The following is a 19,861-nucleotide window of genomic DNA, read 5'->3' as shown; positions in this document are numbered from 1 at the left end:
AGTCCCCCATGCAGCCCCGGCAATGCAGCACTGAGCAGCGCCGCTCCCACGATCGAGGCGCTCTTCTTGCGCTCTCCTTAGCGCTCGCCGCGTCCGGCAACGCGCGTCTGGCCGCATCGCCGCCCCGGTCCTGTCCGCGGTCGCCGCGGGATGCCATCATCGGCCGATGTCCTCTGCTTCCTTCGTGGTTCCCGACGCGCTGCAGCCCATGCTCGACCGCCACCTGGCGCGCCTGCGCCAAGCCGTGGCCGCGCAGCCGTGGCCGTCGTTGCCTGGTTTCGAGGCCGCGTTGGCGCGCGCGCTGCCGGCCAGCGACTTCCTGCTCGACACGCTGTGCCGGCAGCCGTCCTTGCTCGCGCACCTGGCGCAGCCGGACCCGCCGCCGCTGGCGTTGCCGCAGCTGGATCCGGCGCAACCGGCGGCGTGGCCGGCGCAGCTGCGCCGCTATCGTGCCGCCGCCTCGGCGCGGCTGGTGTGGCGCGACGTCCTGGGCCTGGACGACGTCGAGGCGACCCTGGCCGGCAGCACCACGCTGGCCGAGGACTGCCTGGCACTGGCGTTGCAGGCGCTGGAAGGCGAGTTCGCCGCGCGCCACGGCGTGGTCCGTGCCGCCGACGGCAGCGCGCAGCGGCTGGTGGTGTTCGGCCTGGGCAAGCTCGGCGGCGGCGAACTGAACTTCTCCTCCGACGTGGACCTGGTCTACGCCTATCCGCAGGGCGGCGAATCCGATGGCGCGCGTCCGCTCGCCGCCGAGGAATACTTCGCCCGGCTCGGCCAGCGCCTGGCGCGGCTGCTGGACGAGACCACCGCCGATGGCTTCTCGCACCGCGTGGACCTGCGCCTGCGCCCGTTCGGCAGCGCCGGGCGGGTGGCCTTGTCGTTCGCCGGCATGGACCACTACTTCCAGCGCGAAGGCCGCGACTGGGAGCGCTACGCCTGGTTGAAGGCGCGCGCGGTGGCCGGCGACGTCGCCGCCGGCGAGGCGTGGCTGCAGACGCTGCGTCCGTTCGTGTACCGGCGCTACCTCGACTTCACCGCGCTCGACGGCCTGCGCGAGATGAAGGCGGCGATCACCGCCGAAGTCGCGCGCCACGACCGCCTGGACGACATCAAGCGCGGCCCCGGCGGCATCCGCGAAATCGAATTCCTGGTGCAGTCGCTGCAGCTGATCCGCGGCGGCCGCGAGCCGGTCTTGCGCGAACGCCGCCTGCTGCCGGCGCTGCAGGCGCTGGTCGCCGGCGGCCAGGTCGCGGCCGAGGACGGCGCGGCGCTGGTGCAGGCCTACCGCTTCCTGCGCCGGCTCGAGAACCGCTTGCAGATGTTGCGCGACGCGCAGACCCACGCGCTGCCCGAGGACCCGCTGGACCGCGCGCGCATCGCCCTGGCCCTGGGGTACGCCGACTGGACGCAGTTGTATGCCGCGCTGCAGGCGCAGCGCGATCGCGTCGCCGCCGAATTCGCCGAACTGCTGGCGCCGCGGGTGCAGGCGCAGGCGCCCGATGCGCTGGCCCGCTACTGGCGCGGGCTGCCCGCGCAGGGCGACGCGCAGGCGCTGGCCGCGGCCGGTTTCGCCGATGCCGGCGGCGCCGACCAGGCCTTGCGCGGGTTCGTGCAATCGCTGGGCGTGCGCACGCTGTCCGATGCCGCGCGCGCGCGCCTGGACCGGGTGCTGCCGGCGCTGCTGCATGCCGCGGCGCGTTCGCCGCAGGCCGATGCCGCCCTGCACCGTGTGCTCGGCCTGCTGCAGGCGATCCTGCGCCGCGCCAGCTACCTGGCGCTGCTCGACGAACAGCCCAGCGCGCTGGCGCGGCTGGTCGATGTGCTGGCGCGCAGCGCGTTCCTGTCCGAACGCCTGGTGGCCTATCCGGTGCTGCTCGACGAACTGCTCGACAGCCGCGTCGCCGGGCCGATGCCCGACCGCGCGGCGATGCGGCGGCTGTGCGACGGCGCCGTGGCCGCGGCCGGCGACGATCCGGAAGCGGCGCTGCGCGGACTCAACGAAGCACGCCAGGCGCTGAGCTTCCGCATCGCCCTGGCCGCGCTGGATCGGCGCCAGCCGGCGGTGGACAGCGCGCGGCAACTCGCCGAACTGGCCGAAGGCGTGGTGCTGACCGTGCTGCGCCTGGCCCGTGCCGATCTGGTCGCCGCGCACGGCGAGGTGCCGGGCGGCAGCTTCGCGATCGTCGGCTACGGCAGCCTCGGCGGCATCGAGCTGGGAATCGGCTCGGACCTGGACCTGGTGTTCCTGTACGACCATCCGGCCGGCGTGGAAGCCTCCGACGGGCCGCGCCCGCTGGAGAGCGGGCGCTGGTTCGCGCGGCTGGCGCAGAAGGTGATCGCGCTGCTCGGCGCGGTCACCGGCGGCGGTCGCCTGTACGACATCGACGTGCGCCTGCGCCCGGATGGCGGCAAGGGCGCGCTGGTGTCGTCGCTGGCCAGCTACACCGAGTACCAGCGCGACCGCGCCTGGACCTGGGAACACCAGGCGCTGGTGCGCGCGCGCGGCGTGGCCGGGGATGCCGGCCTGCTGCAGCGCTTCGAACAGGTGCGCACGCAGACCCTGGCGCGCCCGCGCGACGCGGCGCAGCTGCGCGAGGAAGTGGTGAAGATGCGCGCGCGCATGCGCGCCGAACTGGACCGCAGCGACGCGGCGCGCTTCGACCTGAAGCAGGGCGCCGGCGGCCTGGTCGACCTGGAATTCCTGCTGCAGGCCGGGGTGCTGCTCGGCGCCGCGCAGCATGCCGGGCTGACCGCGCCGCGCGCCACGCCCGCCCTGATCGACGCGCTGGCGGCGAGCGCATGGTTCGATGCGCCGACCGCCGCCGCGTTGCACGAGGCGCACGCGACGCTGGTCGATGCCGGCTTGGCCTGCACGCTGGATCGGCGCCCGCGACTGACCGTCATGACGCCCGCGATCGCGCGCGCGCGCGCGGCGATTGCCGCCGTGGCGCAGGCCAGGGAACTGGCCTTCGAGCCGGGACGCAGCGGACGATAGCGCGACGGGCCCGCCGACGGCCCGCCGGATCCGGCCCGGCCTTCCCGGTCCTGGATGACACGCTCCTGAGGCGGACACGGGCTGTGCCCGTCATCCGGGGGTGATGCGCTTCCTGAGCCAAAGCGCCCTGATGAGCATGAGCACCAGCAGAAGAACGCCGCAGAGTCGCTGCAGCAATTCCGGCCAACCGGGGCCGAGGCCGCATGCGGTCGCAATTTTCCGCCAAGGACCATTCCCGCAAAGCGCATTCAAAAGCGAGGCGAGCAACAACGGGAGAAGCAGTGGATCGCGGAGCATGCGCCTGGAGTTCGATGTCATCTGTCTTTTCTTCCTTTCGTTTGTGAGATGGCCGATGCGCGTCCGAGGCGTGGCCCCGTCGGTGCGTCGCGGGGAAGAATGCGAGGTGTGTGCTGGGTCGGAGGCGCGAGTGCGATCGCACGTCGCGGCGTTGTCCGGTCCATTGCACGGGCTCGGCGACGAGAGTGCCAAAGTCGGCCTGCTGTGGCGGGTGCAGCGGATCGGTCCATTGGCGCTTGCGTGGCGGCGCGTCGCCAGGTCGGGCCGTGGCGCAAACGTCGGGGGTACCTGCTTCCACGGCGGCCGCCAAGCGGAGCGGGTTCGCCCTAACGCTGCGGCGAGCGCGTGGCCGCTGCATCGGCGGCGGCCGGCGGGGCGGTCCGCCACAGCAGCGCGCGGAACGGCGCCAGCAGGAACACGCCGATGCCCAGCTTCACCGCCAGGTCGCCGGCGGCCCAGCTGACCCACGGCAGCACCGAGCCGCCGAAGGCAATCGACCAGAAGAGCGTGGTGTCCAGCGTCGCGCTGCAGGTGGTGGCGACGATCGGCGCGCGCCACCAGTGGCCGCGGCGCAGGCGGTCGAACACGGTGATGTCCAGCAGTTGCGCGGCGATGAACGCGGTGCACGAGGCGGCGGCGATACGCGGGGTGGCGATCCAGATCGACAGCAGCACCGCCAGCGCGAAGCCGCACCAGGCCACCCGCCGTGCCGCGCGCGGGCCGAAGCGGCGATTGATCAGATTGCTGACCAGGAATGCGACCGGATAGCTGAAGGCGCCCCAGGTCAGCCAGTCGTTGATCGGGAACTGCACCAGCACGTTCGACAGCAGCACCACCGCGCCCATCGCCAGCACGGACAGCAGCAGCGCGCGCGGGGTCAGTGCGGCGAAGGTGGGGGACGGGGACGAACGGTGCACGGACGGCGGTGTTGCGGAAGGGGCGAAGCGCCACATTATCGCGGTGCCACGGCGTCGCAGCCAGCGCGGTACGCCACCCAACGCCGGCACGCTCTTGTAGGAGCGGCTTCAGCCGCGACGGATACCTTGGGTAGAAGGCGCTTTTAGCCGCAACAGGCAGCGGCCAGCGTCGGATGGTTTCTGTCGCGGCTGAAGCCGCTCCTACAGGAGCAGTGATGCTTTTCCGTGGGAGCGACTTCAGTTGCGATGGGCTTTCCCGAGACAGTCAGTCGACCGAAGATGCCCACAAACGGGATACGCCGCGCGCTGCCTCAGCGCCCGCGCGCCGCCGCCGTCCCATCCACCGCCGCACGGCCCACCGCCGGATCGTCGGTGAAGAAGCCATCGATGCCGGTGTCGAGCAATGCGCGCATCTCGGTGATGCTGCCTTCGGCGTTCACCGCGGCCGGGCCGCGCGCGTCCTGCAGTTGCTTGGGCAGGAAATAGTTCTCGGGCCGGAACGTGTACGGAATCACCTGCAGGCCGGCTGCATGCGCGTCGGCGACGAAGGACGTGGGCGCGGCCAGCGCGCCGTCGGCGTTCACCGGCACGATCGCGCGCAGGTTGGGGCTGACCAGTTGCGCGTACCTGGCGATCGCGCGCAGGCCCTGCGCGCTGCCCATCTGCGCGTAGGTCGGGCCGTCACGCAACTGGTCGCCCGGGCGCTCCTTGGGGTCACCCAGCAACTGCACCAGGCGCACGTTCGGATGGGTGCTGCCGAGCTTGTCGTGCAGATACTGCAGGTTGCCGATCTCGAACGACTGGATCACCAGCGGCGCCTTGCGCGTGTAGGCATGCGCATCGAGCGTGGCGACGACCTTGTCCTCCATCGCCAGGCGCAGCCCGCGAAAGTAGGTGCCGTGCTTGATCTCCGGGATCAGCCCGATCGGCCGCTCGCGCGTGGCCGACTCGGCCGCGGTGAAGTCGATGATCTCGTCGAGGGTCGGCACCTGGAACTGCCCGTCGAAGGCGGTGCCGCGCAGTTGCGGCAGGCGCTCGCGCGCGCGCAGGGTCTTCAGCTCGGCCAGGGTGAAGTCCTCGGTGAACCAGCCTTCCACGCGCTGCCCGTCGATCTGCTTGACGGTCTTGCGCGCGGCGAACTCCGGATGCGCGGCCACGTCGGTGGTGCCGCCGATCTCGTTCTCGTGCCGCGCCACCAGCACGCCGTCCTTGGTCGAGACCAGGTCCGGTTCGATGAAGTCGGCGCCGTCGGCGATGGCCTTGGCGTAGGACGCCAGGGTGTGCTCGGGGCGCAGCGCGCTGGCGCCGCGATGGCCGATCACCAGCGGCTTGCTCTCGCTAGGTGCGGCGGCCGGTGCGGCCGCCGCGGTGGTCGCCAACACGGCCATCGCGCATCCCAACAACCAGGAGGTGGATCGGATCATCGCATGCGTTCCGGTTCGGGGGCGGACGGACAGGATGGACGCGCTCAGAAGCGCGCGTCCAGGGTCAGGAATGCCTGCCGCGGCGCGCTGGCGTGGAAGGCCAGCGCGCGGCCGTTGGGGTCGCTGTTGCTGAAGGCGGTGAGGTTGGAGGCGTAGCGCTTGTCGGTGAGGTTGGTGACGTTCAACGACAGCTTCAGGTCCTGCAGGAACGACACCGCGCCGAAATCGTAGCCGGCGCCGGCATCGAAGGAGGTGTAGCCGCCAAAGCCCTGGTCGTTGGTGTAGGTGTAGTAGCGCTGGCCGGTGTACTTGCCGCGCAGGTTGGCGTTCCAGCCGTTCCAGGTCCAGCTGAGTTCGCTGGCGAACATGCGCTTGGGCGTATCCACCGTGTACTTGCCGGCGGTGGGGATGACCACGCCGTTCTGCACGTAGTTGTCGTCGTAGGTGGAGCGGTTGATCGAGGCCGAGTTGTACCACTGCAGGTGCGCGTTCGGCTTCCAGATGAAGGTCAGCTCGCCGCCGCGGCTGCTCACCGAACCGACGTTGAAGAAGCGCGTGGTGCACGCCGGGGTGGTGCCCTGCTGGATGCTCGGGCACGGGTTGAGCGAGAGCAGGCGGTTGTCGAAGGTCACGTCGTAGCCGACCAGCGAGGCTTCGAACTGGTCGCGCACCAGGCGGTAGCCGGCTTCGAAGGTCTTGGACTTCTCCGGCTGCAACGCGCCGACGCTGGCGTCGAACGAGGCCTGGGTCACCAGCAGCGGGCCACCGGCGCCGCCGCCCTGGAACGCGGCGATGTTCTCGGCGTAGGAGGCGAACACTTCCTGGCCCTCGGCCAGGCGGTAGCGCACGCCGGCCTGCGGCAGCAGCGCCTTGCTGGCCTTGAGTTCGCCGTTGGCCACGGGCGCTTCCACGGCGATCCCCGGGGTCTCGCGCGCGGTCATCGTGGTGTGCGGGCTCTTGGCACCGATGTCCAGGGTCAGGCGATCGTCGAGCAGCTTGAAGGTGCCCTGCACGTAGGCCTGCTTGGTGGTGATGACGTAGTCCTGCGAGAACAGCCGGCGGTTCGGGTTGCTCAGGAAGAGGTCGTCGTCGATCGGGCCGTCGATCCAGTAGAAGTTGCGCTCCACGTGGTGCTTGTTGCGCTCGTACCACACGCCGGCTTCCAGGTGGTGCGGGCCGATGTCCCAGCCCAGCGAGGCGATGCCGCCGGTGCGGTTGATGGTGTAGTTGGTGCTGCGGATCGAGATCGGCAGCGCCTGCGGCGTGCCCGGGTAGGACGGCTGGCCCGGCGACCACCAGTGGCCCTGGCCTTCGTTCTCGTGGTGGTAGACCTGGGTATGCACGCTCACCGCATCGGACGGCTGGAAGTCGCCGGCCAGGTAGTACAGGTCGTCGTTACGCAGCGCGCGGCTCTGGTAGTAGGCGTCGTCGATGTTGTCCACGCCGCCGCTGTAGCCGCAACGGCTGGGATCGCGCGTGGCCGGCGCGCAGTAGGCCGCGGCCAGCGCGCGCTGCCAGTCCGGCGCGTACAGGTTCCAGTCCCAGCCCAGGCCGCGGTGCAGGCCGCTCTTGGACAGGTAGGCGTAGTCGGCCTGCGAGGTACGCGAGGTGTCGACGAAGGCGGTGATCTTGCCGCCCTCGAACTGGTACACGCCCTTGCCGTTGAATTGTGCGGTGTGGGTCGGCGATTCCGGCTTGGCCCACATGTCGGCGTCGGCGTAGATGCCGGACAGGTAGGCGGAGAAACCGTTGTGCTCGCCGGTATCCAAGCGCAGGAAGGTGCGGCGGTTGTTGTCCGAACCGACGGTCTGCGACAGGCGCACGCCGACTTCGGTGGACGGATCGTCGGAGTAGTACTGCACCGTGCCACCGAGGTTGCTGGTGGAGGCGGTACCCAGGCTGCCGATGCCCGAGGCCAGCTCCACGCCGACGAAGTTCTCGGCGATCAGCGCGCGGCTGATGTTGAGGCCGTTGTAGTTGCCGTAGGCGTTGTCGCCCAGCGGCAGGCCGTCGAGGGTGTAGCCCAGGCGCACGCCGTTGAAGCCGCGCAGGCTGATGGTCTGCGATTCCTCGTTGGCGCCGAAGGCGTCGTTGGATTGCACGTTGACGCCGGGGATGCGGTTGAGCAGCTTCTGGATGCTGGTGCCCGGCGGCAGCACCGCCACGTCCTGCGCGGTGATGCGTTGCACCTGGCGGGTCTCGCCCTGGCCGATCACCGACACCGCATCGAGTTGCTGCACGTCGCTGGTGCCGGCTGCGGCGGCATCGGTCGCGACGGGATCGGCGGCGGCGGCCTGCGCGGCGAGGGACGACAGGGCGAGCGCCAGGGCGGTGGCGAGCGGATAGGGACGGAGCATCGGCGATTCCATGGCAGCGGGGGAGGGCGGAATCGCCAGGCACAGGCCGTGCGCCTGTGCGCCGCAACGAGCGCGGCGTGGCGCGATTCCGCTGGCCAGGGTGTTGCCGAACTGTTAACGGCAGATGCAACGCCGCTGACACTGCGATGACAGCGGTCGCGATCGCGTTGGCGTGCGCCGCGTGTGCGAGGAGGCTTGCCGGTGCAGCGACGCTACGCGCCATCCAGTCCCAGCAGCGCGCGCGCCTGCGCGGCGATGCGCGCCGTCTCGCGCAGCGGCGTGCGGGGCGCGGCGTCGTCCTGTGCCGGTTCGCTCAGGCGGCCGCGCGCGCGCAGCGCCGCATGGAAGTCGCGCGCCCGGCCTCGCGCCGCCGCCGGCATCGCCACGCTCACCGGGACGCGCGTCGCGCACGCTTCCGACAGCAGGTTCACCGAATCGGGCGTGCACACGATGCGCTCGGCCCAGCCCAGCAGGCCGGCATACGGATTCGGGCCATCGCGCTCGCCGCACCAGACCACGCCGGGCACGCCGGCGAACGCGTCGCGCAGTGCCGCGGCCACCGCCGGTGGCGTGCGCCGCGAGGTGCTGGCCAACACGCTGCCGCCGTACTCGCGCACGTCCTCCGCCAGGTGCCGGAACGTCGTCGTCGCGTCTTCGGCAGTCCATGGCGCCAACGCCGCGGGCCCGCCGACCAGCACCGCGGTGCGCGGCGACGGCAGTGCGGCGAACGCCGGGAACGCGGCGCGCCCGGCCGCCAGCCAGGCGTCATCGACCGGGTGCAGGCTGCCGAGCAGGGTCAGCACGTTGGCGCCGCGCAGGCGATCGTGCTCGGGCACCACCAGCAGGTCCCAGTGCCGCGGCGACAGGCGCGGATCCAGCACCTGCACCACGCGGCTGCCGCGCGCGCGCAGCAGCCGCGTCGCCAGCGCCGCCTGGCGACCGCAGCCGACCGCCAGCGCCGGCGGTTGCCGCAGCAGTTCGGCCAAGCCGTGGCCATAGGCCTGCGCGGCGCCGGGCAGGCGCCGTGGTGCCAGCCAGCGCCACGGCGCACGTGGTTGCAGCACCAGCCCCGGTGCGGACCGCGGCGTCGCCCCGGCCAGCGCCGCGGCCAGCGCATCGGCCTGGCGTGCGTTGCCGGCGCGCCCGTCGCTAATCGCCCAGGGCGCGTCCGATCGTTTCACGTTTGGTAGTAATCCGTTGCATTGCGGCTGGGTGTTGCGGCTATCGTGCCACTCTACACTGGCCCCCCTGCGCCGAGACCGCTGCCCACGGGCGGCGGCTCCCCCCCGACGACTCAAAGGAACGCCCGCATGTCCGACGCCCTGCACGATGCCGCCCTGGATCAATTGTTCCGCACCGCCCGCACCCAGAATGCCTTCCGCGACACGCCGGTCAGCGAGGAGACCCTGCGTGCCCTGTACGACCTGGTGAAGTGGGGCCCGACCGCGGCCAACAGCAGCCCGGCGCGGTTCGTGTTCGTGACCTCGGCCGCCGGCAAGGAGAAGCTCAAGCCGGCGCTGTCCGAAGGCAATCTGGCCAAGACCCTGGCCGCGCCGGTGACCGTGATCGTCGCCCACGACGAGGACTTCCACGAGAAGCTGCCGTACCTGTTCCCGCACGCCGACGCCAAGAGCTGGTTCGACGGTCCGCGCGAAGGCCGCCGCGAGTCCGCGTTCCGCAACGGCACCCTGCAGGGCGCCTACCTGATCCTGGCCGCGCGCTCGCTGGGACTGGACACCGGTCCGATGTCCGGCTTCGACAACGCCAAGGTCGATGCCGCGTTCTTCGCCGGCACCGCGATCAAGTCCAACTTCCTGATCAACCTCGGCTACGGCGACCCGGCGGGCCTGTTCCCGCGCTCGCCGCGGCTGAGCTTCGACGAGGCCGCGCGCATCGAGTAAGGCCACGCGTTTTCGCTGCACCCTCACACCGTTGTGCCTGCGCATGCCGCAGTTTCTCCCAACCACCGAACTTCCAGGAGCGTTCCGCCCATGAACAAGACCCGCACCCTGCTGCTCCCGCTGGCCCTGGCGCTGGCCGTCGTCGTCGCCCAGCCGGTCAGCACCGCCTTCGCCGCGCCGGCCGCCGCCGCCGCGGTCAAGGGCACCAGCGGTACCTACAAGCTGGACCCGAGCCACACCGACGTGCTGGTGCAGTGGAGCCACTTCGGCTTCTCCAACCCGAGCGCGCACTTCGGCGACGTCGACGGCACCCTGGTGTACAACGCGCAGGACGTGAGCAAGTCCAGCGTCAACGTGACCCTGCCGCTGTCGGGCCTCAACAGCTTCACCGCCAAGTTCGACGAACACCTCAAGAGCGGCGATTTCTTCGACGCCGCCAAGTTCCCGACCGCCACCTTCAAGAGCACCAAGGTCACCGCGGCCGGCGCCAACAAGCTGACCGTGGCCGGCGACCTGACCATCAAGGGCACGACCAAGCCGGTCGTGCTGGCGGTGACGCTCAACGGTGCCGGTCCGCACCCGATGAAGAAGGTGCCGGCGCTGGGCTTCGACGCCACCACCACGGTCAAACGCAGCGACTTCGGCCTGGGCGCGTACGTGCCCAACGTCAGCGACGAGGTCAAGATCCGCATCACCACCGAGGCGCTGCAGGACGCGAAGTAAGCCTGCGCTGCGGCGTCGGCCTGAGCAGGCCGTCGCTGTAGATCGAAACGCCCGCCGCCTGGCGGGCGTTTTCGTTTGCGCGGAGGTGGGGGTTGCCTTGGGGTTGTCGGGCGGCAGGCATGTGCCTGGATTTGTCTTAGTCAATGTCCCTGGCAACGCGGTGCTGCGCACGAAGGCTGACAATTGAGGGCAGTCGGGACTGACGTCCCTCCCACACCTGGATCACCCCTTCGCCGAGCCGCGGCACGCCCTCGGCCGCCCTCTGTAGGAGTCAACTGTCATGCAGCAGCGATGACGGGAGGCGCGTAAGAAGCCTGATCGCGCGCGATGGCATTGAGCCAGCGTAGGTACTTGTGCATGCAGGCGACGATGGCGACCTTGGCCGGTTTGCCGGCCGCTTGCAGGCGCGCATAGGTTTGGGCCAAGGGGGATTTGGCGCGGATGCTGGCCCAGGTGGCCATGTACAGCGCGCGGCGCACGTCGCTGCGCCCGCCTTTGATGCGGCGCTGGCCTTGCCAGCGGCCGCTGTCGTGATTGAACGGCGCCAGCCCGACCAGGGCGGCCAGCTTGCGCGGCGGCAGCGTTCCCAGTTCCGGCAGGCGTGCGGCCAGGGTGGCGCGCAGGATCGGCCCCAGCCCCGGCACCTTGGGCAGGGTCGAACACGCGTCGGCCTGCTGCTGAAGGTCTCGCTTCAGCGCATCGCTCTGCCGCTTCAGTAGGTCGATCGCTTCCTGGCAGTGGCGCCGCACCTCCGGGCTGGTGATGTGCTCCAGACGCCGCCGCAGGGCGTCGTGCTGGCCGACCAGAGCATTGCGCAGATCCAGCAGTTCGCGCAGGTGCTGCAGGTGCTCGGGCAACACGTCCGTCGGGGGGGCCACAATGGCTTGGGCTGTCACGGCCAACAGACGCGCGTCCAGGGCGTCGGTCTTGGCCTTGATGCCCAGCGCCTTGGCCAACGCACGTGGGCGCTGCGCACACATCCGCACCGCCGGCAGGTTGGCCTGCCGCAGCGTCCGCAGCACCTCATGTTCGTAGCCGCCGCTGGCTTCCAGCACGATCCGTTCGCACTCCAGCCTCGCCAGACGCTGGACCAGCTCAACGCGCCCTTGCGGCGTGTTGGGCTGGGTCCAGGCCAGTCCGTCCGGCAGCACATGAATGACCAGTTCGGCCTTGGCAACATCGATCCCGACAAAGCGCCGCATAGACGTTCTCCGCAGTAGACTTAGGGTCGAGAGCGCTCCTGCCAATGCCCAGGCTTGTGATGTTCGAGCTCCCGGCTCAGGCAACTGTTCGGGCTTGTCAGGCAGGAGAACCGGGGTGCGGCGGCACTGACTCCTACTCGTGCTCGCTTGGCACTGCGGCTTAACGGCCTGCCGCACCCCGCTCTCACCTTCAACGATAGACCCTCTTTTGACACAAGCGGCTTCAGCCGCGACGCTTTTTGCTGGCGCCAATCATTCCGAACGGCGGTTCCATTTTCCTGTCGCGGCTAAAGCCGCTCCTACAGTGGTCGCGCGGATAGCATGCATGTGTGGGAGGGACTTCAGTCCCGACGAGCACACCTCAGCTGCGCATCGCCTTCCCCTGCAGGAGCGGCTTCAGCCGCGACCGAAGAATGAAACAACCGGGATGCATCGCCAGCGGCAGAGCATCACACCTGAAACCGCCTCGGCACTTTTTGCATCTGGGCGCACAAAGTCCACTCACCGCGGCATCAAGAACACCAGCATCTCGCCCGCTTACTCAGGCTTACTCCCGCTCCTCACGCCCCGACTTCCAGTATCCCGTCGCGCGCACCCACTCCTTGGGCACGTTGAGGCGGCCTTCCACGAACTTGCGCATCATCCGCGCGCGCGACGATTCGCACGCGATCCAATAGAACGCATCGCCCGGCGGTGCCTCGAAATCGCGCAGCGCGTCCTCCAGCAACTGGCTGCCGAGCACCGGCACGCCATTGCGCTCCAGCCAGTCGACCCGTGTCTGCGCGCGCGACGGCAGCGCCTGCCGGTCGGCGGCGCCGGGGATCTCGATCAGCGCATGGACCTGCGCCGCAGCCGGCAGTTCCTGCAGCCAGCGGCCGATCGCCGGCAGCGCGGTCTCGTCGCCGATCAGCACATAGGTCGCGTAGTCGTTGGCGACGACGAACGAGCCGCGCGGCCCGCCGACCACCAGCGGGTCGCCCGGGTTGGCGCGTGCGGCCCAGCGGCAGGCGGCGCCGTCGCCGTGCAGCACGAAGTCCAGGGTCAACTCCCGCGCCGCGGCGTCGTAGTGCCGCGGCGTGTAGTCGCGCGCCGGCGAGGGTGCGGCGTCTGCCGGATAGACCGGGCCGCGGTCGGTCAGCGTCGGCAGCACGAAGGCGCCGTCGGGGTTGGGGAAGAACAGCTTGACGTGATCGTCGGGTCCGGCGCTGACGAAGCCGTCCAGCGCCGGGCCGCCGACCACGATGCGGCGCATGTGCGGCGTCAGCGGCTGGGTGCGCAGCACCTGCAGGTGGCGCAGCTGCAACGGATGCCGCAGCAGTCGATGTTCATGGGCGTTCATGCGGAAGGTCCTTGGGGGAAGTGGGCAAGCGCGCAGCGCCCGCGGAGCGGCGAGGCGGCCAGGCGCGGGCGGTGCTCAGCCATCGCCGTCGCGCGCCATGCCGTCGGCGGCCTGAATCAACAACTGCGCGACGCGTTCGATTTCGGCATCGGTCCAGCGGCCGTGGCGCGCCAGCAGGCCGTGCTTGATCCGCCGCATCGCCTCGCGCACCGGCGCCGGCACGTTCGCGCGCACCAGCGCGCGGGCGCGGTGATGGGTGCGTTCCACTGCCGCGTCCAGTTGCGCGCGCTGCGCCTGCACGAAGGCGCGGCCGTCGGCGGTGATCGCGTAGCGCTTGCGTGCCGCATCGGCATCGGCCTGCACCAGGCCCTGCGCCTCCAGTTGCGCCAGGGTCGGGTACACGGTGCCGGCGCTGGGCGTGTACAGGCCATGGAACAGCTCGGCCACCGCGCGGATCAGCTCGTAGCCGTGGCGCGGCTGGGTCTCGATCATCGCCAGCAGCAGCAGGCGCAGGTCGCCGTGGCCGAGCGGACGCTGGCCGCGCCCGCCGCCGCGGGCGTGCGCGCCTGGGCCGTCCTCGTCGAACAGACGGCGTGGGGGGCGAGGGGTGGGATCGGTGGCGCGAGGCATCGTTTCGATATGTCTAAATTTTGCGAAACGATATATCGAATTTGGGTGGGCGGCAAGACTGGGCGGCCGCGGGGCGGGGTGATGGATGGGGAGGGTTCAGGGCGCTGGGGCGCTTTGCGGGTGCGCCCGAAGTCCACCGACGTTCGTGTGCTGCGCGGGAGAGGTCGCAATCCCCTGTAGGAGCGGCTTCAGCCGCGACAGAACCTTCGGATGGTGCCTGTCGCGGCTGAAGCCGCTCCTACACGAAAGCGATTGCCGCGATCCGGCGGATGCGCGATCGCCTACCCGCCCTCTCCCTGCTCCAGCACCCGCCGCTGCATCTCGTCCAGGTACTCGTCCAGTTCCTGCACCGAGGTGAAGATCTCGTTCAACGGCACCGCCTTGACCACGTCGAACACCTTGCGGATCTGCGGCTGCGGGTTGACCACCAGCACCCGGCCCTCGCGCGTGGCCAATACCTTGCGTGCCTTGAAGATCGAGCGGATGCCGGCGCTGCTGATGTAGTCCAGGTGCGACAGGTCCAGCACCAGGGTGGTGATCGGGGTGGCCAGCAGGGGCGCCAGCGCCTCGTCCAGCGCCTGGTAGGTGTGCGTGTCCAGGCGCCCGCTGAGGGTGATGCGCTGGCGCCTGTCCTGCGCGGGCTCGATCTGCAGGCTCAACGTGGTCATGCGGGGAACTCCTGGGGGACGGGGTCGAAGGGCTGCAGCAAGGTGATGCGCACGACGTTGCGGCCGGCGTCGTGGCGGTAGTCGATGTGGTCGGCGAGCTGGCGCACCAGGTGCAGGCCGAGCCCGCCGATCGGACGCTCGGCGATCTCCGCGTCCAGGTCCGGCGGCGGCGCGTGGCGCAGGTCGAAGGCCGGGCCGCTGTCGTGGAACTCCAGCACCAGCGTGCCGGTGTCCACCTGCAGCACGACTTCCACCGGCGGCTGCTCGCTGCTCAGGTGGCCGTGTTCCAGCGTGTTGCAGGCCAGTTCCTCCACGATCAGCCGCGCGCGGCTCACGTGGTCCGAGGCCACGCCATGGCGCAGCAGCGCGTCCTCCAGCGTGTCGCTCAACTGCGCCAGCGCGTCCAGCGCCGGCACCATCTGCAATCGCAAGTTCATGCCGCGCCCTCCCGCGTCGGATCCTGGCGCAAGCGGATCGCCAGCAGGGTAATGTCGTCGGATTGCGGTGCCGACCCGGTGAACGCGTGCACGTCGGCCAGCACCCGCGCGCACTGCGCCTGCGCATCGATGCCGGGCTGCAGCGCGGCCAGCAGGCGTTCGGCGCCGTAGGCCTTTTCGTGCGCGTCCATCGCCTCGGTGATGCCGTCGGTATAACTCAGCAAGGTGGCGCCGGCGGCCAGGCGGCCGCGCATCACCGGGTAGCGGGTCTGCGGGTCGATCCCCAGCGGCGGCCCCGATTCCAGCGCCAGCAGCTGCGCGTGGCCGTCGGCGCCGAGCAGCACCGGCGGCTCGTGGCCGGCGCTGGACAGCCAGTAGTCGCCGCTGTGCACGTCGATCAGGCCGCACAGCACGGTGGCGAACATGCAGGTGTCGTTGCCCTCGACCATGCGCTGCGAGGCCGCGATCAGAATCGCGTCCGGCCGGCCGTGGCGGCGCGCGGCCACCTCCAGCACGGTCATCGCCCGTGCCATGAACAGCGCCGCCGGCACGCCCTTGTCCGAAACGTCGCCGACCACGAACCACAGCAGCCCCGGCTCGGTCTCGAAGAACTGGTAGAAATCGCCGCCCACCATCGTCGCCGGCTCCAGCAGCGCATAGGTTTCCAGGTGCTTGTGCGCGCTGTCGAAGGTGCGCCCGCCGGGCAGCATCGCGCGCTGGATGTCGCGCGCGATCGACAGTTCGCTCTGCATCCGCTGCCGCGCCTGCGCCAGGGTGGCGATCTCCTCCAACTGCAGCTTGATCGAACCGCGCGCGCGATCGAAGGCGCGCGCCATCACCCCCACTTCGTCCGCGCGCTCCACGTGGCGCAGCGGGTAATCGAACTCGCCCTGGCTGAAATGCCCAGCCGAATTGGTCAGGTCCTCGATCGGCCGCGCCAGCCGCGCGGTGTAGCGGTGCAGCAGCCACAGCCACAGCAGCAGCGCGGTGCCGCCGCCCAGCGCCACCCACAGCGCGATGCGGTTGAGCCCGGCCACCGTATAGCCCTCCGACACGGTCAGCGCGAAGGTCCAGCCGGTGTCGCCGACCGCCGCGCTCTGGGTCAGGTAGCGCTCGCCGTCGGGCGCGGTGTGGGAAAAGCGCACCGGCGCGTGCGCGGCCACCGCGGCGGCCAACGGCGACAGGTCCGGCCGCGCCCGCGCCACGTGCGCCTCCAGCGTGCGGCGGAAGCGCAGCGCCGGGTCCGGATGCAGCACGAACAGCCCGTCCGGCGACAGCAGCATCGGCTGCAGCCCGGCCCCGGCCGGCAACTCGCCGACGATCGCCTGCAGCCGTTTCAGCGGCACGTCCACGCTGACCATGCCGATCGCCGGCGCCTGCGGGCCGTCGCCGGGCAGGCGCAGCGGCAGGTTGTAGGTGGTCAGGTAGTCGCCGCCGATGGCGGCCTCGCTGTACGGCTCGGACCACCACGGCGCCGACGCCGCCAGCGTGCGCCGGTACCAGGGCATGGTGCGGTAGTCGAAACCCAGCGCCTCGGCCGGCTGCTCGATCAGCTTGCCGCGCACGCGCCGCAGGTGCCAGGCGAAGCCGCGGTCGTCGCCCTTCAGCGCCCCCGGCTCGATCACCAGCAGCGCCCCGGCGATGTCCGGGTCACCCTCCAGCGTGGCGTGCAGCAGGCTGCGCAGGTTGAACGGCTGGCGCCCGACCCCGGCCGCGCCGGCGGCCAGCGTGCGCCCGCTGACCTGCACCGAGCCCAGCGTCGCGTCCAGGCTGCGCGCGGTCTGCTGCGCCAGCCCGGCCACCTCCTCGCGCGCGTTGCGCACCACCACCTGGCGCGCGCCCAGGTAGAACAGCAGCGCCAGGCCCAGCAGCAGCGCCACCTGGATCAGGCTGCCCCACAGCATCAGCCGGGTGCGCAGGCTGTGCCGCCAGGCGACCGCTGGAGCGTCCTGCGCTGGCGATAGGGCGGCGATGGCGGCGCTCCGCGGGAGTCGGCCCCGATCATAAGCGCAGCCGCGCCCCGCCGCGCATCCCTGTCCCGGGCTGTCCCGGGCCAATGTGACAGTCCGTTCCATACGCTGGCGTACGAGGTCCCGCGGGGCGGTTGCGCTACACTTGGAGGCTTCGAAAAACACATGCAATCGCGCGCGTGCGTGCGACCGACGGGAGCGCTATGAACTGGTTGAACGAGGTGCTGCAGAACGATCCGAACCCCACTGAAACCCAGGAGTGGATCGAATCGCTCAAGGCCGTCATCGATGTCGCAGGCCCCGAGCGCGCGCATCAGCTGCTGGAGGACATGGTCGAACTGACCCGTCGTTCCGGCGCCTACCTGCCGTTCTCGCCGACCACCGAGTACGTCAACACCATCGCCCCCGCCAACGAGGCCAAGAGCCCGGGCGATGCGGCCATCGAGTGGAAGATCCGCTCGATCATCCGCTGGAACGCGATGGCCACCGTGGTCCGCGCCAACCGCAAGCCGGGCGACCTGGGCGGCCACATCGCCTCCTTCGCCTCCAGCGCCACCCTGTACGACGTGGGCTTCAACCACTTCTGGCGCGCGCCCTCGGACAAGCACCCCGGCGACCTGCTCTACATCCAGGGCCACAGCTCCCCCGGCATCTACGCCCGCGCCTTCCTGGAAGGCCGCATCAGCGAAGACCAGCTCAACAACTTCCGCATGGAAGTGGATGGGCAGGGCATCTCCTCCTACCCGCACCCGTGGCTGATGCCGGACTTCTGGCAGACCCCCACCGTGTCGATGGGCCTGGGCCCGCTCAGCGCCATCTACCAGGCGCAGTTCATGAAGTACCTGGAGCACCGCGGCCTGATCGAGAAGTCCGATCGCAAGGTGTGGTGCTTCATCGGCGACGGCGAGAGCGACGAGCCCGAGACCCTGGGCGCCATTGCCCTGGCCGGCCGCGAAGGCCTGGACAACCTCATCTTCGTGGTCAACTGCAACCTGCAGCGCCTGGACGGCCCGGTGCGCGGCAACGGCAAGATCATCCAGGAACTGGAAGGCGTGTTCCGCGGTGGCGGCTGGAACGTCATCAAGCTGCTGTGGGGCGGGTACTGGGATCCGCTTCTGGCCAAGGACACCGACGGCGTGCTGCGCAAGCTGATGATGGAAACCGTCGACGGCGAGTACCAGAACTGCAAGGCCTTCGGCGGCGCGTATACCCGCGCCAACTTCTTCGGCAAGTACCCGGAGACCGCGGCCATGGTCGCCGGCCTGTCCGACGACGACATCTGGCGCCTGAACCGCGGCGGCCACGATCCGCACAAGGTCTACGCCGCCTATCACCAGGCGGTGAACACCAAGGGCATGCCCACCGTGATCCTGGCCAAGACGGTCAAGGGCTACGGCATGGGTTCCTCGGGCGAATCGCTCAACCCCACCCACCAGACCAAGAAGCTGGACGACGACGCCGTGCGCGCGTTCCGCGACCGCTTCAACATCCCGCTCAGCGACAAGCAGCTGGCCGAGGCCGAGCAGGTGCCGTTCTACCACCCCGGCCCGGACTCGCCGGAAGTGCAGTACCTGCAGGAGCGCCGCGCCGCGATGGGCGGCTACCTGCCACAGCGCCGCCGCAAGGCCGACCTGTCCATCCCGGCCCCGGGCCTGGACAAGTTCGAGCGCCTGCTCAAGGACAGCGGCGAGCGCACCTACTCCACCACCATGGCCTTCGTGCAGAGCCTCAACATCGCCCTGCGCGACAAGGAACTGGGCCCGCGCATCGTGCCGATCGTGGCCGACGAAGCGCGCACCTTCGGCATGGAAGGCATGTTCCGGCAGATCGGCATCTACGCCCCGTTCGGTCAGAAGTACAAGCCGGTGGACGCCGACCAGCTGATGTTCTATCGCGAGGACCAGTCCGGCCAGGTGCTGCAACAGGGCATCAGCGAGCCGGGCGCCATCTCCTCGTGGATGGCCGCCGGCACCAGTTACTCGGTCAGCAACGTGCCGATGCTGCCGTTCTACATCTACTACTCCATGTTCGGCTTCCAGCGCGTGGGCGACATCGCCTGGCAGGCGGCGGACATGCGCACCCGCGGCTTCCTGCTCGGCGGCACCGCCGGCCGCACCACGCTCAACGGCGAAGGCCTGCAGCACGAAGACGGCTTCAGCCAGGTCATCGCGGGCTCCATCCCGAACGTGCGCAGCTACGACCCGACCTTCGGTTTCGAGGTCACCGTGGTCATGCAGTACGGCATCCAGCGGATGATGCAGGAGCAGGTGGACGAGTACTACTACATCACCCTGATGAACGAGAACTACGCCCACCCGGAAATGCCGGCGGGCGCGGAAGACGGCATCATCAAGGGCATGTACCTGCTCAAGGAAGCCGGCAAGCCCAAGAAGGGCGAACTGCGCGTGCAGTTGCTGGGCTCGGGCACCATCCTGCGCGAAGCCATCGCCGCCGCCGAGCTGCTGGACAAGGACTTCGGCGTCACCGCCGACATCTGGTCCTGCCCCAGCTTCAACGAACTGCGCCGCGACGGCTTCGACGCCGAGCGCTGGAACCGCCTGCACCCGGAAGGCGAACAGCGCAAGCCGTTCGTCACCCAGCTGCTGGAAGGCCGCCAGGGCCCGGCCATCGCCGCCACCGACTACGTGCGCGCCTTCGCCGACCAGATCCGCGCCTTCGTGCCGATGCACTACACCGTGCTGGGCACCGACGGCTTCGGCCGCTCGGACACGCGTGCCAACCTGCGTCGGTTCTTCGAAGTCGATCGGTACTACATCGCGCATGCCGCGATTGCGGCGCTGGCGAAGGATGGGAAGATGACCGGCAAGGATGTGGCTCGGGCGATCAAGCAGTACAAGATTGATCCGGAGAAGGCTAATCCGGTTGGGGTTTAAGAGTAGTATAAGGGCGGCTTAATTGCCGCCCTTTTTATTTTTCACAAAGTACTGATAATCCGGGCTAAAAATATCTGGGGGCATTGATTTTAGCGTGAGAATTGGTT

At 69.9% G+C, this 19,861-nt stretch carries 14 protein-coding genes; 4 read left to right on the top strand and 10 right to left on the bottom strand.

The genetic code is table 11. The features are described from left to right. The first annotated feature begins 166 nt into the window (after window positions 1-166). Window positions 167-2,995 carry a bifunctional [glutamate--ammonia ligase]-adenylyl-L-tyrosine phosphorylase/[glutamate--ammonia-ligase] adenylyltransferase gene (gene glnE, locus AB3X07_RS20435; RefSeq protein WP_369940736.1) on the top strand — a complete coding sequence of 943 codons (2,829 nt, stop codon included), beginning with the start codon at window positions 167-169 and terminating at the stop codon, window positions 2,993-2,995. A gap of 623 nt (window positions 2,996-3,618) precedes the next feature. On the opposite strand, the gene AB3X07_RS20430 is transcribed toward glnE, so the two are convergent. The 4 genes from AB3X07_RS20430 to AB3X07_RS20415 form a co-directional block, all read right to left on the bottom strand. Continuing rightward, on the bottom strand, window positions 3,619-4,209 hold the full coding sequence (locus AB3X07_RS20430; RefSeq protein ID WP_369940734.1) for a VUT family protein: 591 nt from the start codon (window positions 4,207-4,209) through the stop codon (window positions 3,619-3,621). A gap of 311 nt (window positions 4,210-4,520) precedes the next feature. Then, window positions 4,521-5,597, bottom strand: coding sequence for a glycerophosphodiester phosphodiesterase (locus AB3X07_RS20425; protein ID WP_369944826.1), 1,077 nt, complete (start codon window positions 5,595-5,597; stop codon window positions 4,521-4,523). A gap of 80 nt (window positions 5,598-5,677) precedes the next feature. Next, on the bottom strand, window positions 5,678-7,990 hold the full coding sequence (locus tag AB3X07_RS20420; RefSeq protein ID WP_369940732.1) for a TonB-dependent receptor: 2,313 nt from the start codon (window positions 7,988-7,990) through the stop codon (window positions 5,678-5,680). A gap of 212 nt (window positions 7,991-8,202) precedes the next feature. Further along, on the bottom strand, window positions 8,203-9,171 hold the full coding sequence (locus tag AB3X07_RS20415; protein WP_369940731.1) for a mitochondrial fission ELM1 family protein: 969 nt from the start codon (window positions 9,169-9,171) through the stop codon (window positions 8,203-8,205). Between the two features lie 129 nt (window positions 9,172-9,300). Here AB3X07_RS20415 and AB3X07_RS20410 point away from each other — a divergent pair, with 129 nt between their 5' ends. Then, window positions 9,301-9,891, top strand: a complete 591-nt coding sequence (locus AB3X07_RS20410) for a malonic semialdehyde reductase (RefSeq protein WP_369940729.1) — start codon at window positions 9,301-9,303, stop codon at window positions 9,889-9,891. A 90-nt stretch (window positions 9,892-9,981) separates the two neighbouring features. Then, a complete protein-coding gene (locus AB3X07_RS20405) occupies window positions 9,982-10,614 on the top strand; it encodes a YceI family protein (protein ID WP_369940727.1) in 633 nt (210 codons plus the stop codon). A 278-nt stretch (window positions 10,615-10,892) separates the two neighbouring features. Here the strand turns inward: AB3X07_RS20405 and AB3X07_RS20400 are convergent, their stop codons facing one another. The 6 genes from AB3X07_RS20400 to AB3X07_RS20375 form a co-directional block, all read right to left on the bottom strand. After that, the gene (locus AB3X07_RS20400) at window positions 10,893-11,816 is read right to left on the bottom strand and encodes an IS110 family transposase (RefSeq protein ID WP_369938742.1); all 924 of its coding nucleotides are present in this window, start codon (window positions 11,814-11,816) and stop codon (window positions 10,893-10,895) included. A 547-nt stretch (window positions 11,817-12,363) separates the two neighbouring features. After that, on the bottom strand, window positions 12,364-13,155 hold the full coding sequence (locus tag AB3X07_RS20395; RefSeq protein ID WP_369940724.1) for a siderophore-interacting protein: 792 nt from the start codon (window positions 13,153-13,155) through the stop codon (window positions 12,364-12,366). 75 nt (window positions 13,156-13,230) lie between these two features. After that, window positions 13,231-13,785 (bottom strand): PadR family transcriptional regulator, encoded by a 555-nt coding sequence (locus tag AB3X07_RS20390; protein ID WP_369940722.1) that lies wholly within the window; start codon window positions 13,783-13,785, stop codon window positions 13,231-13,233. A gap of 281 nt (window positions 13,786-14,066) precedes the next feature. Continuing rightward, window positions 14,067-14,453: an STAS domain-containing protein gene (locus tag AB3X07_RS20385; protein WP_369940720.1), complete on the bottom strand. Its 387-nt coding sequence runs from the start codon at window positions 14,451-14,453 to the stop codon at window positions 14,067-14,069. Further along, window positions 14,450-14,890 carry an ATP-binding protein gene (locus tag AB3X07_RS20380; RefSeq protein ID WP_369940718.1) on the bottom strand — a complete coding sequence of 147 codons (441 nt, stop codon included), beginning with the start codon at window positions 14,888-14,890 and terminating at the stop codon, window positions 14,450-14,452. The genes AB3X07_RS20385 and AB3X07_RS20380 overlap by 4 nt, the downstream gene beginning before the upstream one ends. Further along, complete coding sequence (locus AB3X07_RS20375; protein ID WP_369940716.1) at window positions 14,887-16,794, bottom strand: SpoIIE family protein phosphatase; 1,908 nt, start codon at window positions 16,792-16,794, stop codon at window positions 14,887-14,889. The genes AB3X07_RS20380 and AB3X07_RS20375 overlap by 4 nt, the downstream gene beginning before the upstream one ends. A gap of 269 nt (window positions 16,795-17,063) precedes the next feature. Here AB3X07_RS20375 and aceE point away from each other — a divergent pair, with 269 nt between their 5' ends. Next, window positions 17,064-19,754: a pyruvate dehydrogenase (acetyl-transferring), homodimeric type gene (aceE, locus tag AB3X07_RS20370; RefSeq protein ID WP_369940714.1), complete on the top strand. Its 2,691-nt coding sequence runs from the start codon at window positions 17,064-17,066 to the stop codon at window positions 19,752-19,754. Window positions 19,755-19,861 lie beyond the last annotated feature (107 nt).

This window comes from Xanthomonas sp. DAR 35659, assembly GCF_041242975.1.
In the GTDB taxonomy this organism is placed as follows: domain Bacteria; phylum Pseudomonadota; class Gammaproteobacteria; order Xanthomonadales; family Xanthomonadaceae; genus Xanthomonas_A; species Xanthomonas_A medicagonis.
Note: the sequence above shows the minus strand (reverse complement) of the source record. Positions and strands in the feature narration are given on the sequence as shown.

What these genes read in the sequence shown, in the direction of transcription:
- glnE (WP_369940736.1), top strand. Translation starts at nt 167, where the DNA reads ATGTCCTCTGCTTCCTTCGTGGTTCCCGACGCGCTGCAGCCCATGCTC.
- AB3X07_RS20425 (WP_369944826.1), bottom strand. Translation starts at nt 5,597, where the DNA reads ATGGCCGTGTTGGCGACCACCGCGGCGGCCGCACCGGCCGCCGCACCT.
- AB3X07_RS20420 (WP_369940732.1), bottom strand. Translation starts at nt 7,990, where the DNA reads ATGCTCCGTCCCTATCCGCTCGCCACCGCCCTGGCGCTCGCCCTGTCG.
- AB3X07_RS20410 (WP_369940729.1), top strand. Translation starts at nt 9,301, where the DNA reads ATGTCCGACGCCCTGCACGATGCCGCCCTGGATCAATTGTTCCGCACC.
- AB3X07_RS20405 (WP_369940727.1), top strand. Translation starts at nt 9,982, where the DNA reads ATGAACAAGACCCGCACCCTGCTGCTCCCGCTGGCCCTGGCGCTGGCC.
- AB3X07_RS20400 (WP_369938742.1), bottom strand. Translation starts at nt 11,816, where the DNA reads ATGCGGCGCTTTGTCGGGATCGATGTTGCCAAGGCCGAACTGGTCATT.
- AB3X07_RS20395 (WP_369940724.1), bottom strand. Translation starts at nt 13,155, where the DNA reads ATGAACGCCCATGAACATCGACTGCTGCGGCATCCGTTGCAGCTGCGC.
- AB3X07_RS20390 (WP_369940722.1), bottom strand. Translation starts at nt 13,785, where the DNA reads ATGCCTCGCGCCACCGATCCCACCCCTCGCCCCCCACGCCGTCTGTTC.
- AB3X07_RS20385 (WP_369940720.1), bottom strand. Translation starts at nt 14,453, where the DNA reads ATGACCACGTTGAGCCTGCAGATCGAGCCCGCGCAGGACAGGCGCCAG.
- AB3X07_RS20380 (WP_369940718.1), bottom strand. Translation starts at nt 14,890, where the DNA reads ATGAACTTGCGATTGCAGATGGTGCCGGCGCTGGACGCGCTGGCGCAG.
- AB3X07_RS20375 (WP_369940716.1), bottom strand. Translation starts at nt 16,794, where the DNA reads ATGCTGTGGGGCAGCCTGATCCAGGTGGCGCTGCTGCTGGGCCTGGCG.
- aceE (WP_369940714.1), top strand. Translation starts at nt 17,064, where the DNA reads ATGAACTGGTTGAACGAGGTGCTGCAGAACGATCCGAACCCCACTGAA.